This window comes from Actinosynnema sp. NPDC002837 (assembly GCF_040295345.1).
Lineage (GTDB): Bacteria > Actinomycetota > Actinomycetes > Mycobacteriales > Pseudonocardiaceae > Actinosynnema.
In genome coordinates, this window is the sequence record NZ_JBEOVG010000103.1 from 1 (window position 1) to 13,142 (window position 13,142).

The window sequence follows — 13,142 nt, forward strand, 5'->3', positions numbered from 1 at the left end:
TGAGTTCTCAAAGAACACGCGCTCACCATCACGTCCCGCGTCTTACCGCGGTTCATTCCGGGGCTTTGTGTTTCCGGTGTTTCGCTTGCTGTGGTGAAACCTTAGCTCGTTCGTTTTCGCGGTGTCAAATCGGCCGGTTTCGGCTTCTCGGCTCCGCGACAAACTCGCTCAGCATTCACTTTGTTCTACCCTCCGGAGCCGAGGCAGCACGCTGTGCTGCTGATTCAGTCCCGGGGGCTTGTTCTCGCAGCACTCCGTTCCGGTCTCTCTCCGGCCCGTTCCGTGCTGGCAGAGAGAAAGTTACACCCCGGCCCACGCGGAGACAAATCGGGGGGTCGGTTGCGCCATCTCCGCAGCTAGGCGTGGTGCGTCCTCCGGAGACGGTGGATGCTGGGCCCGTGCAGCTCTCGCCTCGGCTCGGCCGGTACGCGTTCCACGTCGTCGTGGTCGCGGCTTGCTACTACGCGGGCGCCGAGGTCGGCCTTCTCCAGGCGTTGGTCAACGACCAGGTGACGCCGTTGTGGCCGCCGACCGGTGTGGCCGTGCTCGCGCTGTTGCTCGGCGGGCTGAGGATGTGGCCGGGCATCGCGCTGGGCGCGTTCGCGGCCAACTCGCCCCTCACCGACCTCGGCGCCACGGCGCTCATCACCACGGGCAACACCGTCGGCCCTGTGGTCGCCTACCTCATGCTCAGGAAGGTGGGCTTCCGGCAGGAGATGGACCGCACGCGTGACGCGCTCGCGCTCGTGCTGTTGGGCGGGCTCGTGGGCATGGCGGTCAGCGCGACGATCGGCGCGGGCACGTTGTTGGTGACCGGTGCGATCGACGCCGCGCTGTTCTGGTCGACGTGGACGGTGTGGTGGACCGGTGACGCGCTGGGCGTGCTGGTGTTCGTGCCGATCGTCCTGGCGTTCCGCTCCCTCCGACTGCGCGACCACCCCGTGCGCCGGTGGCTGGAGGCCGCCGCGTTGCTGGTGAGCACGGCGGTCGTCATGACCGTGGCGTCGACGCACGACCTGCGGCTGATGTACCTGGTGTTCCCGTTCCTGATCTGGGCGGCGCTGCGGTTCCAGCACCTGGGCACGGCGCCGTGCGCGCTGATCGCGACCACCCTGGCGGCACGGGGCGCGGCTCGCAGCACGGGTCCGTTCGCCGATCTGGACCTGGTGGTGCGCATGGTGACGCTCCAGGCGTTCAACGGGACGGCGGTGTTGACGGCGCTGCTGCTGTCGGCGGTGATCGCGGAGCGCAACGCCGCGCGGGAGGCGATCGAGCGGACGGTGGCGCAGCTGTCGGACGTGGTGGCGCAGTACCAGCCGCTCGCGCTGGGCGACCTGCTGCCGCCCAAGCCCCGGGAGAAGCGCTAGTGGACGTGGTGGTCGTCGGTGGCGGGCCGGCGGGACGGGCGTTGGCGCGGGCGTGCGCGGGCAGGGGGCTCGGCACGACGCTGGTCGACCCGAACCCGGAGCGGTCTTGGCGGGCGACCTACGCGTCGTGGGCGGAGGAGTTGCCCGCCGACGCGCCGGTGGCGGTCAGCACGTCGAGGGCCCGTGCGGTGACGACGGCGGAGCACGTGATCGAGCGGGGTTACGCCGTGCTGGACAACGAGCGGTTGCGGCGGCTCCCGGACGAGGTCCGGGTGGTCGCCGGGCGCGTGGTCGCCCACACCGGCGGGACGGCGACGTTGGCCGACGGGCGGGTGCTGACCGGACGGGTGGTCGACGCGAGCGGCACGGCGGGTGGTCGGGCGGCTCAGACGGCGGTCGGCGTGGTGGTTCCCGCACGGGCCGCGACGCCGTTCGTGGGCGCCGACGAGGCGCTGATCATGGACTGGCGCAGGCCTCCCGCGGCCACGACCGCCGACCCGACGTTCCTCTACGCGATCCCGGTGTCGGCGGACGAGGTGTTGCTGGAGGAGACGTCGTTGGCCCGCAGGCCGGGGCTGCCGTTGCGCGAGCTTCGGCTGCGGTTGCACGCGCGCTTGGCCCGGCACGGCATCGAGGTGCCGCGGGACGAGGAACGGGTGCGCATCACGTTGGACGGGCGGGCGCGGGACGGCGCGTTCGGCGCGGCGGCGGGGTGGGTGCACCCGGCGACGGGGTACAGCGTGGCGGCGGCGTTGCGGCGCGCGCCGGTGGTGGCGGACGCGATCGCGGCCGGGCGGGAGGTGACGCGTTCGGCGGCGGAACGCGCGGTGCGCCGGTTGCGGTTGAGAGGTCTGGAGGCGTTGCTGGCGCTGCCGCCCGACGAAGTCCCGGAATTCTTCAACAGCTTCTTCAAATTGTCCGACAGTCTTCAACGCGACTACCTCGGCGGGCACGATGACCTGCGCGGGACCGCCCGTGCGATGCTCCGGCTGTTCGACTCCGCGTCGTGGGGTATGCGCGCCCGGTTGGTATTTCCTGTGCAATCGGCCAAAAGTGCGAGAACACCTGGTTAACGGTCTCGGCAAAAGAAGATCGACCGGGCACGATCGGGGCCGTGCCCGCCTTGCTGGATGACGTTCGCTTCGCCTTCCAGCCGTTGTTCAACCTCCACACCGGAGGGGTCGTGGCGGTAGAAGCGCTGGCCCGACCGCACGACGGCAACGTGCAGGACCTGCTGCGGATGGCTTTCCGCGCCGGGTACCTGGCCAACACCGACGTGGCGCTCGCGTGCCGCGCGGTCCGGCACGCGGCCGACCACGGCCTCGGCGTGCCGCTGCACGTCAACCTGCTCGCGTTGACGATCGCGGACAAGCCCGAGCTCATGGCACCGCTCTACGGCGCGCTGCGGGAGGTCGGGCGCACGCCGGCCGACCTGGTGGTCGAGGTCGGCACGCCGTACTCGCGCGCGCCGCGCCGGCTGCTGGTCAAGGGCATCGAGCGGCTGCGCGAGGACGGGTTCCGGATCGGTCTGGACGGCGTGGGCGAGGGCGATTCGCCGTTGTCGCTGCTGACCGAGGTGCAGCCCGACGTGATCAAGCTCGACCGCGAGGTGGTGGTGGCGCTGCCCACCGACCCCTCCCGGTACGCGCTGGCCCAGGCGTTGCAGCACCTGTGCGAGCACATCGGGTCACTGGTCGTCGCGGAGGGCGTGGAGAGCGAGGCGCAGCTGGCCGCGCTGCGCCGGCTCGGGGTGCGGCTCGCGCAGGGCAACCTGCTGGCGAGCCCGCAGCGGCGGCCGAAGGTGGACGCGACGATCGCGGCGGTGTTGAGCGAGGTCAACGACCCGGAGGCGGTCACGAGCACGATGACCGCGCCGCTGCGGCGCAAGGTCGGGCCGAAGGTCACCGACTTCCTGCACCCGGCGACCACGCTGCCCGACTCGGCGACGTCCGAGGAGGTGCGCGACGTGCTCGCGAACCAGCCGACGGTCAGCGGCGTGGTGCTCGTGGACGACGACGGCAGGCCGCGGTGGACGGTGGACCGCAACCGGTTCCTGCTGGCGGTGACGGGTCCGTTCGGGCACGCCCTGCACGCCAAGCGGGAGGCGGCGCGGCTGGCGGACCGGCCGAAGCTGATCGGGGCGGACTCCAGCGCGCTGGAGCTGCTGGACGTGGTGGCGCACGCGAACCGTGAGCGCACCAACGACGACTTGGTGGTCGTGGACGACGACGACCGCTGCCTGGGCGTGGTGCGGGTCGCGGACGTGGTGCGCGGTGTCGCCGAGATGAAGGTGGAGCAGGCGGCGGCGTTGAGCCCGCTGACGCGGCTGCCGGGCAGCGACTCGATCGCGCGCGAGGTGGACCGGCGCATCCTGGGCGGCGAGCTGTTCGCGGTGGGGTGGCTGGACGTGGACGCGTTCAAGCGGGTGAACGACTCGGTGGGGTTCGCGGCGGGTGACGACCTGATCCGGGCCATCGGGCGTGCGCTCACCGACGGCGCGACGTCGTACCCGGGCGTGCAGGTGGGGCACGTCGGCGGGGACGACTTCCTGGTGGTGGCCGGGCTGGACGAGATCGTGCCGTTCTCCGCGGGTGTGCTGGACGTGCCGTACGAGACCGAGGGGCGCGGGGTGACGTTGTCGTTGGCGACGTTGATCTGCGCGGCCGGGTCGGTCGGGTCGTACCGGGAGGTGTCCCGGCTGCTGGCGCCGTTGAAGGAGCACGCGAAGTCGTTGCGGGGCACCAGTTGGGTGCTGGGGCGGCCGGGCAGCGACCACGTCGACGTGCTGCGCGGCGGGCCGCATCTGGCGGTAAGTTAGGAAGTTCACCGCAAAGCCGCATGTGCGGCCCGTTCGGTTACTCATAGCATCAGGCGGACTACCCAGCGTCGGGAGGTCCCCGTGACCGAGGTCACCGCCCTACCGCTTCCGCGAGTCGTCTCGGACCTGCCGCTGTCGGTGGGGGTCGAGGAGGAGTTCCTGCTGGTCGACGCGAGCACCGGGGTGCTGGTGCCGTTGGCCGGCGAGGTGTTGTGCGACGCCCGTCCCGGGCCCGACCTGCAGACCGAGATGACGCTCTACCAGGTGGAGAGCGCCACTCGGGTGTGCCGGAGCATGGCCGAGGTGCGCGAGCAGCTCCTCGCGGCACGTCTGGCGCTCGCCGCGCTGGCACAGGCGCAGGGCGCGCGCATCGTGGCGACCGGGACGCCGGTGCTCGGCGGCTTGCGCCCGCCTCCGTTGACCGATTCCGACCGGTACCGCACCATCGCCGCCGAGTACGGGTCGTTGGTCGACGGGCTGACCATCTGCGGGTGCCACGTGCACGTCGGGATACCGGACGAGGACACCGGGGTGCTGATCAGCAACCACCTGCGGCCGTGGCTGCCGGCGCTGTTGGCGATCAGCGCGAACTCGCCGTTCGGGGACGGGCGCGACACCGGGTACGCGAGCTGGCGCTACCTGTCGTGGAGCCCGTGGCCGTCGGCGGGCGCGCCGCCGTGGTTCGAGTCGGCGGAGGACTACCACCGGGGCACGCGGGTGCTGCGGTCGGGCGGGGCGGCGTTGGACCCGGCGATGGTCTACTGGGACGTGCGGCTGTCGCACCGGCACCCGACGGTGGAGCTGCGGGTGTGCGACGTGGCGGCGACCGTGGACGAGGCCGTGGTGCTGGCGGCCCTGGTGCGGGCGATCGCCGTGATGGCGTTGGCCGGTGTGCGGGCTCAGCGCGTGCCGGACCTGGCGTTGCGGACGGCGTTGTGGCGGTCGGCCCGGGACGGGTTGGACGGCGCCGGGATCGAGCCGTTCAGCGGTCGGCTGGTGCCGGCGGCGGACATGGTGCGGGCGCTGGTGGACTGGACGCGGCCTGCTCTGCGTGACACCGGGGACGAGGACCTGGTGGTCGACGGCATCGACCGGCTGCTGTTGGACGGCACGGGTGCCGTGCGGCAGCGGCGGGCGTTCCGGCGGCGCGGTTCGCTCGTCGACGTGGTCGACATGCTGGCCGCTCAGACAGCTTGAACGCCCGGCTCTCCCCACCGACTCGTCCAGACCGCTGCCGCGGTGCCGCCTCCGTCGAAGTGCCGGCCGCGCCCGACCGGCGCATGCTTGGTCGTACGTGAACAAGGAGGTTCGGCATGACCACCGCACGGGAGATCATGAACGCCGGTGTCCAGTGCGTCAAGGAGGACCAGAGCCTGCTCGACGCGGCGCGGATGATGCGTGACCTGGACGTCGGCTCGCTGCCGATCTGCGGCAAGGACGACAAGCTGCACGGCATCATCACCGATCGCGACATCGTGCTGCGCTGCGTGGCCGAGGGCCGCGACCCGGCGTCGATGAGGGCCGGCGACATGTCCGGTCACCTGCACTGGGTCGAAGCGGACGACGACCTTTCGCACGTGCTGCGGACCATGGAGGACAACCAGATCCGCCGGCTCCCGGTGATCGAGGAGCACCGACTGGTCGGCATGGTGTCGGAAGCGGACCTGGCCCGTCACCTGGACGAGTCGCAGATCGCGGAGTTCGTGGAACGCGTCTACGCCCGCTGACCACATCGTCCGCTGACCACATCGTCAGCAAGCACACCGTTCACCGCACGCCCTTCCCCCAACAGAAGGGCTTCGTGTCATCCCGCCGACCTGGCTCCGCCCTACCGCGCGTGTCAAGGGGCACCTTCCACCCCACAGGAACGATGGGCTGGAACCGCCCCCTTGATACGTGTGGTAGCCCGTAGGGAGGTCGGTGGGATGACACGAAACCCGCACCACAACGGACCCGCCGCCGAACCACCCATCGGCCCGTCATCCTGCTGATCTGCCCGTCCGGCGAGGACGCTCTTGATCTTTTGCGGACGCCCGGCAAGACCCAAGCCCGCCGAAATTGTCAGACCACGCCGGTAACCTAAAAACAGGGGTCCCCTTGGCGAGGACCCCTGCGAAGCATTCAAACTGCGCGGCCCCAGACGCTGACCCCGTCAACGCCGACCCCGCCAGACGGCGAACCGCCGGACCGCGACCCCATCGGACCGCGCCCCTCCGACCAACCCTCAGCCGACCAACCCGTCAGACCGCGAACACTCGTCAGACCGTCAGACCGTGACCGTCAGACCGTGAACCCAAGGGCGCGCAACTGCTCACGCCCGTCATCCGTGATCTTCTCCGGCCCCCACGGCGGCATCCACACCCAGTTGATGCGGAAGTCGTTGACGATCCCGCTCGCCCCGCCGCCGCCACCCACCAGCGCCGACCGCGTCTGGTCCTCGATGACGTCCGTCAACGGACACGCGGCCGACGTCAGCGTCATGTCGATGAGCGCGACGTTCTCCTCGTCCACCCTGATGTCGTAGACCAGGCCCAGGTCCACGACGTTGATCCCCAACTCGGGGTCGACGACGTCGCGCATGGCCTCCTCGACGTCGTCCACCGCGGCCACGTCTGCCTTCGGCGCGGGCGGCTCGGGCATGCCCTCGATGCCGCGCACCACGTCTTCTTCGGCGGTCATGCCTTCGCTCCCTCGCTGCGTGCCACCGCGTCCTTGAAAGCCATCCAGCCCAGCAGCGCGCACTTCACGCGAGCCGGGTACTTCGCCACTCCCGCGAACGCGATGCCGTCCTCCAGGACGTCCTCGTCGGGCTCCACCTGGCCGCGGCCCTGCATCAGCTCGACGAACGCGTCCATCTTCTCGAACGCCTCGCTCAACGGCTTGCCGACCACCAGGTCCGTCAGCACCGAGGTGGACGCCTGGCTGATGGAACAGCCCTGCCCGTCGTAGGACACGTCGCGCACGGTGTCGCCGTCCAGCGCCACCCGCAACGTCACCTCGTCGCCGCACGTCGGGTTGATCTGGTGCGACTCGGCGTCGAACGGGTCGCGCAGGCCGCGCCCGTGCGGGTTCTTGTAGTGGTCCAGGATGATCTCCTGGTACATCTGCTGCAGCTGCATCTCAGACCACCCCGAAGAACTTCTGCGCCTCGCGGACGGCGTCGACCAGGGCGGTCACCTCGTCCGGTGTGTTGTACAGGTAGAAGCTGGCCCGCACGGTGGCGGCGGCGTTCATCCGCCGGTGCAGGGGCCACGCGCAGTGGTGGCCGACGCGCACCGCGACGCCCAGGCTGTCGAGCACCTGGCCGGCGTCGTGCGCGTGGATGCCGTCGATGACGAACGACACCGCGCCGCCGCGGTCCACCGCGTCCGTCGGACCCACGATCCGCACACCGGGCACCTCGGCCAGGCCGCGCAGCGCCAGCTCGGTGAGCTGGTGCTCGTGCGCGGCGATCCGGTCCATGCCGACGGCGTCGAGGTAGTCCACCGCGGCACCCAACGCCACGGCCTGCGACGTCATGGGCACACCCGCCTCGAACCGCGCGGGCGGCGGCGCGAAGGTCGACCGCGCCATGTGCACCAGCTCGATCATCGACCCGCCGGTGAGGAACGGCGGCAGGGCCTCCAGCAGCTCACGGCGCCCGTACAGGACCCCGATGCCGGACGGGCCGAGCATCTTGTGGCCGCTGAACACCGCGAAGTCCACGCCCAGGGCCTTGAAGTCCACCGCGCCGTGCGGCACCGACTGGCACGCGTCCAGCACGGTCAGCGCGCCCACCGCGCGGGCCGCGTCCGCGAGCACCCGCACCGGGTTGACGGTGCCGAGCACGTTCGACTGGTGGGTGAACGCGACGACCTTCGTCCGCTCGTTGACCAGCGAGTCGAGCTCGGACAGGTCGAGCCTGCCCTCGTCCGTCACGCCGAACCAGCGCAGGGTGGCGCCTGTGCGCGCGGCCAGCTGCTGCCACGGCACGAGGTTCGCGTGGTGCTCCATCTCGGTCACGACGATCTCGTCGCCGGGACCGATGCGGAACCGCTCGGCCTCGGGACCGGCGGTGGCCGCGTTGCCCATCGCGTACGCGACGAGGTTCACGCCCTCGGTCGCGTTCTTGGTGAACACGATCTCGCCCTGGTCGACGCCCACGAAGTCGGCGATCTTCTGCCGCGCGCCCTCGTAGGCGTCCGTGGCCTCTTCGGCCAGTTGGTGCGCCCCGCGGTGCACCGCGGCGTTGGCGGTCTCCAGGAAGGCGCGCTCGGCGTCGAGGACCTGCCTCGGGCGTTGCGAGGTGGCGCCGGAGTCCAGGTAGACCAGCCGCTTTCCCTCCCGCACGGTGCGTCCCAGGATCGGGAAGTCCGCTCGGACGGTAGCGACGTCCAGCGGGGTGACGGTGGTGGTCACTGCTCCGACGCCTCCTCTCGGTACGTGTTCACGAACGGTGCAACGTCAGGCGATGCCCGCTGCTTCCGGCTTCCCGATGTACTTCACGTAACCCTCGGCCTCGAGCTGGTCGGCCAGCTCCGGACCGCCGGACTCGGCGATGCGGCCACCGGCGAACACGTGCACGAAGTCGGGCGAGATGTACTTGAGGATCCGGGTGTAGTGCGTGATCAGCATGACGCCGACCTCACCGGAGCGCTTGTACCGGTTCACGCCCTCGGACACGACGCGCAGCGCGTCGACGTCGAGGCCGGAGTCGGTCTCGTCGAGGATCGCGATCTTCGGCTGGAGCAGCCCGAGCTGCAGGATCTCGTGGCGCTTCTTCTCGCCGCCGGAGAAGCCCTCGTTGACCGAGCGCTCCGCGAAGGTCGGGTCGATCTCCAGCTCGGACATCGCCTCCTTGACCTCCTTGACCCAGTGGCGCAGCTTCGGCGCCTCGCCGCGGACGGCGGTGGCGGCGGTGCGCAGGAAGTTCGACATCGAGACGCCGGGCACCTCGACCGGGTACTGCATGGCGAGGAACAGACCCGCGCGGGCGCGCTCGTCCACGGTCATCTCCAGCACGTCCTCGCCGTCCAGCAGCACGCTGCCGGAGGTGATCTCGTACTTGGGGTGCCCGGCGATGGCGTAGGACAAGGTGGACTTGCCCGAGCCGTTGGGGCCCATGATCGCGTGGGTCTCGCCCGCCTTGATGGTCAGGTCGACGCCCTTGAGGATCTCCTTGGCGCCGTCGTCGGTGTTGACCGAGACGTGCAGGTCCTTGATCTCCAGAGTGGCCATTGGTGGTTCGTTCTCCTGGTGTTGCGAGCGAAAGTCAGTTCGTAGCCAAGGTCAGTTCACCGCCGCGGTGACGTCCACGTAGACGTCGTCCCCGCGGAGTTCGACGGCGAACACGTCGACCGGCTCGGTGGCGGGCGGCGAGGACGGGCGGCCGGTGCGCAGGTCGAAGCACGACCCGTGCAGCCAGCACTCCACGCCCTTGCGCGTCACCTCGCCCTCGCTGAGCGCCACTTCGGCGTGCGAGCACAGGTCGCGCAGCGCGTGCACGGTTCCGCCGTCGCGGACGAGCAGGACCGGGGTGTACTCGTCGCCGACCTCGAACGCGGCGGGTTTGCCGTCGTCGAGGTCGGTCAGCGAGCACACCCTGATCACGCGCCCACCGCTTCGAGCTCCGCCTCGATCGCGGCTTCCAGGCGCTCGCGCACCTCGGGAACGGCGATCTTCAGGAGGATCTCGTGGAAGAACCCGCGCACGACCAGCCGTCGTGCCTGGTCCTCCGGGATGCCGCGGGCCTGCAGGTAGAACAGCTGCTCGTCGTCGAACCGGCCGGTGGCGCTGGCGTGGCCCGCGCCCTCGATCTCGCCGGTCTCGATCTCCAGGTTGGGCACCGAGTCGGCGCGCGCGCCGTCGGTGAGCACCAGGTTCCGGTTGAGCTCGAAGGTCTCGGTGCCCTCGGCCGCCGCGCGGATCAGCACGTCGCCGATCCACACCGTGTGCGCGTCCTCGCCCTGCAACGCGCCCTTGTAGACCACGTTGCTGCGGCAGTTGGACGCCGAGTGGTCGATGAAGGTGCGGTGCTCCAGGTGCTGGCCGGCGTCGGCGAAGTACAGGCCGAGCAGCTCGGCGTCCCCGCCGCGGCCGGTGTAGGTGACCGCGGGCGTGAGGCGGACGACGTTGCCGCCGAGGGTCATGACGGTGTGCTTGAACGAGGCGTCGCGGCCCAGCTTGGCGTGGTGCGACGACACGTGCACCGCGTCGTCGGCCCAGTCCTGGATGGCGACCACGGTGAGGTGCGCGCCGTCGCCGACGACGAACTCGATGTTGTCGGCGTACGCGCCGGAGCCGCGGTGGTCGATGACCACGACGGCCTCGGCGAACTGCTTGGCGTGCACGTGCAGGTGGCCGTAGGCGACCTGGCCCTCGCCCGCGCCGGTCACCGTGATGGTGGTCGGCTCGGACTTCGCGTCACCGGGGAGGGTGACGACGGTGGCCTCGGTGAACGACGACCAGGCCTGGGCGGCGACGCGGTCACCGGGGGTGCCGGCGACGCCGAGCCGCTCGTCGTCGCGCGCCACGGTCTCGACCGTGACGCCCTCGGGCGCGTCGACCTCGACGTTCGCCGTGCCGGTCGCCTCGGCGCCTTGGTGCAGGTTCGCCAGGCGCTTCATGGGGGTGAAGCGCCAGATCTCCTCGCGACCGCCGGGCACCTCGAACGCGTTCACGTCGAACGACGTGAAGTGGTCCGCGCGCGAGGAGATCGGGGCACCCGCACCGTGCGAGTGGGCCGTCAGGCCGTGTTGCTGGTCTTCGGTGGTGACGGCCATGTCAGCCGACGGCCCCTTCCATCTGCAGCTCGATCAGGCGGTTCAGCTCGAGGGCGTACTCCATCGGCAGCTCGCGCGCGATGGGCTCGACGAACCCGCGCACGATCATCGCCATGGCCTCGTCCTCGTTGAGACCGCGGGACATCAGGTAGAACAACTGGTCCTCGGAGACCTTCGAGACCGTGGCCTCGTGGCCCATCGACACGTCGTCCTCGCGGACGTCGACGTACGGGTAGGTGTCCGAGCGGCTGATGTTGTCCACCAGCAGCGCGTCGCACTTGACCGTGGACTTCGAGTGGTGCGCCCGCTTGTTGACCTGCACGAGGCCGCGGTAGGAGGTGCGGCCGCCGCCGCGCGCCACCGACTTCGACACGATCGTGGACGACGTGTGCGGCGCCATGTGGACCATCTTCGCGCCGGCGTCCTGGTGCTGGCCCTCGCCCGCGAACGCGATCGAGAGGACCTCGCCCTTGGCGTGCTCGCCCATCAGGAACACGGCCGGGTACTTCATGGTGACCTTGGAGCCGATGTTGCCGTCGATCCACTCCATGGTCGCGCCCTCTTCGGCCTTGGCGCGCTTGGTGACCAGGTTGTAGACGTTGTTCGACCAGTTCTGGATGGTCGTGTAGCGGCAGCGACCACCCTTCTTGACGATGATCTCCACGACGGCGGAGTGCAGCGAGTCCGACGAGTAGATCGGCGCGGTGCAGCCCTCGACGTAGTGCACGTACGCGCCCTCGTCGACGATGATCAGCGTGCGCTCGAACTGGCCCATGTTCTCGGTGTTGATCCGGAAGTAGGCCTGCAGCGGGATGTCGACGTGGACGCCCTTGGGCACGTAGATGAACGAGCCGCCCGACCACACCGCGGAGTTCAGCGCGGAGAACTTGTTGTCACCCGAGGGGATGACGGAGCCGAAGTACTCCTTGAACAGCTCCGGGTGCTCCTTGAGGGCGGTGTCGGTGTCGAGGAAGACGACACCCTGCTCCTCGAGGTCCTCGCGGATCTTGTGGTAGACGACCTCGGACTCGTACTGGGCCGCGACGCCGGAGACCAGGCGCTGCTTCTCCGCCTCCGGGATGCCGAGGCGGTCGTAGGTGTTCTTGATCTCGTCGGGCAGGTCGTCCCAGGTCGCCGCCTGCTTCTCGGTCGACCGGACGAAGTACTTGATGTTGTCGAAGTCGATGCCCGACAGGTCGGAGCCCCAGGTCGGCATGGGCTTGCGGTCGAACAACCGCAGCGCCTTGAGCCGGAACTCCAGCATCCACTCGGGCTCGTTCTTCTTCGCCGAGATGTCCCGAACGACGTCCTCGTTCAGGCCCCGGCGAGCGCTCGCGCCTGCCACGTCCGAGTCGGACCAGCCGAACTCGTAGTTGCCGATGCTCGCCAGGGTTTCTTCCTGGGTGAGCGGGGCTGTGGTGGTGCGCTGCTCGGCAGCGGCAGTCATGCGGGCTCCCCTCCATCTGGGATCCGGGGTGTGTTCGGGATGTGCGTCGTGCACACGGCATCGCCGCGGGCGATGGTGGCCAGGCGCTGGACGTGCGTGCCGAGCAGGTCGGCGAACGCCGCCGTCTCGGTCTCGCACAACTGCGGGAACTCCGCCGCGACGTGCGCCACCGGGCACAGGTGCTGGCAGAGCTGCTCGCCCGCCCCCACGTGGCGCGCCGAGGCAGCGTAGCCCTCCCTGGTCAGCGCCACGGCGAGGGCCTTGGCCCGCTCCGCGGCGTCGGGCTGGGCCACGATGGCCGCGCGGTGCCGGTCGACGAATGCGGACACCCGTCGTTCGGCGAAGGTTCGTACCGCCTCCTCCCCGCCCTGTTCGGCGAGGAACCGCAGCGCGGCGGCGGCGAGGTCGTCGTAGGCGTGCCCGAAGCGGGCCCGCCCCTGCTCGGTCAGCAGGAAGAGCTTGGCCGGGCGACCCCGGCCGCGCTGGCCCCGTCGAGGGGCCTCCCTGCTGGCCGCCTCGCCGTCGGCCACCAGCGCGTCGATGTGCCGGCGCACCGCCGTGGGGCTCAGGCCCAGCTGCTCCGCGACCGAGGCCGCGGTCACCGGGCCCTGCTCCAGGAGGAGCCGTGCGACGGCGTGCCGGGTCCGGCCGTCGTGCCCGGAAGGCACAGCGGTCGAGTCGGTCCCGGCGTTTTTCACAACACCAGTGTTGCGTATTTCGCTGGCCGCCGCAAAGATCGACCCTCCTCG

At 70.3% G+C, this 13,142-nt stretch carries 13 protein-coding genes; 5 read left to right on the plus strand and 8 right to left on the minus strand.

What is annotated here, in order from left to right; genetic code table 11:
- The first annotated feature begins 398 nt into the window (after positions 1 to 398).
- From ABTZ99_RS38830 to ABTZ99_RS38850, 5 genes are all read left to right on the plus strand, one after another.
- Positions 399 to 1,367, plus strand: a complete 969-nt coding sequence (locus ABTZ99_RS38830; RefSeq protein ID WP_499618045.1) for an MASE1 domain-containing protein — start codon at positions 399 to 401, stop codon at positions 1,365 to 1,367.
- Positions 1,367 to 2,440: a lycopene cyclase family protein gene (locus ABTZ99_RS38835; RefSeq protein WP_499618046.1), complete on the plus strand. Its 1,074-nt coding sequence runs from the start codon at positions 1,367 to 1,369 to the stop codon at positions 2,438 to 2,440. The genes ABTZ99_RS38830 and ABTZ99_RS38835 overlap by 1 nt, the downstream gene beginning before the upstream one ends.
- 41 nt (positions 2,441 to 2,481) lie before the next feature.
- A complete protein-coding gene (locus ABTZ99_RS38840) occupies positions 2,482 to 4,185 on the plus strand; it encodes an EAL domain-containing protein (RefSeq protein WP_498779728.1) in 1,704 nt (567 codons plus the stop codon).
- A gap of 81 nt (positions 4,186 to 4,266) precedes the next feature.
- Positions 4,267 to 5,382 carry a carboxylate-amine ligase gene (locus tag ABTZ99_RS38845; protein ID WP_498779730.1) on the plus strand — a complete coding sequence of 372 codons (1,116 nt, stop codon included), beginning with the start codon at positions 4,267 to 4,269 and terminating at the stop codon, positions 5,380 to 5,382.
- Between the two features lie 116 nt (positions 5,383 to 5,498).
- A complete protein-coding gene (locus ABTZ99_RS38850; RefSeq protein WP_498779733.1) occupies positions 5,499 to 5,912 on the plus strand; it encodes a CBS domain-containing protein in 414 nt (137 codons plus the stop codon).
- Between the two features lie 553 nt (positions 5,913 to 6,465).
- On the opposite strand, the gene ABTZ99_RS38855 is transcribed toward ABTZ99_RS38850, so the two are convergent.
- Genes ABTZ99_RS38855 through ABTZ99_RS38890 form a run of 8 tightly spaced genes read right to left on the minus strand, consistent with a single transcriptional unit; the run spans position 6,466 to position 13,091 of the window.
- The gene (locus tag ABTZ99_RS38855) at positions 6,466 to 6,864 is read right to left on the minus strand and encodes a metal-sulfur cluster assembly factor (RefSeq protein WP_230569118.1); all 399 of its coding nucleotides are present in this window, start codon (positions 6,862 to 6,864) and stop codon (positions 6,466 to 6,468) included.
- Positions 6,861 to 7,304, minus strand: a complete 444-nt coding sequence (gene sufU / locus ABTZ99_RS38860) for a Fe-S cluster assembly sulfur transfer protein SufU (protein ID WP_498779735.1) — start codon at positions 7,302 to 7,304, stop codon at positions 6,861 to 6,863. Before sufU ends, ABTZ99_RS38855 begins: the two co-directional genes overlap by 4 nt.
- A gap of 1 nt (position 7,305) precedes the next feature.
- The gene (locus ABTZ99_RS38865; protein ID WP_498779737.1) at positions 7,306 to 8,583 is read right to left on the minus strand and encodes a cysteine desulfurase; all 1,278 of its coding nucleotides are present in this window, start codon (positions 8,581 to 8,583) and stop codon (positions 7,306 to 7,308) included.
- Between the two features lie 45 nt (positions 8,584 to 8,628).
- A complete protein-coding gene (gene sufC / locus ABTZ99_RS38870) occupies positions 8,629 to 9,402 on the minus strand; it encodes a Fe-S cluster assembly ATPase SufC (protein WP_498779738.1) in 774 nt (257 codons plus the stop codon).
- Between the two features lie 51 nt (positions 9,403 to 9,453).
- On the minus strand, positions 9,454 to 9,774 hold the full coding sequence (locus ABTZ99_RS38875; RefSeq protein ID WP_230569122.1) for a non-heme iron oxygenase ferredoxin subunit: 321 nt from the start codon (positions 9,772 to 9,774) through the stop codon (positions 9,454 to 9,456).
- Positions 9,771 to 10,946, minus strand: a complete 1,176-nt coding sequence (sufD, locus tag ABTZ99_RS38880; RefSeq protein WP_499618047.1) for a Fe-S cluster assembly protein SufD — start codon at positions 10,944 to 10,946, stop codon at positions 9,771 to 9,773. Before sufD ends, ABTZ99_RS38875 begins: the two co-directional genes overlap by 4 nt.
- A gap of 1 nt (position 10,947) precedes the next feature.
- On the minus strand, positions 10,948 to 12,393 hold the full coding sequence (gene sufB, locus ABTZ99_RS38885) for a Fe-S cluster assembly protein SufB (RefSeq protein WP_498779743.1): 1,446 nt from the start codon (positions 12,391 to 12,393) through the stop codon (positions 10,948 to 10,950).
- Entirely contained in the window at positions 12,390 to 13,091 is a 702-nt protein-coding gene (locus ABTZ99_RS38890) for a helix-turn-helix transcriptional regulator (protein ID WP_230569125.1), read from the minus strand. Before ABTZ99_RS38890 ends, sufB begins: the two co-directional genes overlap by 4 nt.
- Positions 13,092 to 13,142: the final 51 nt, after the last annotated feature.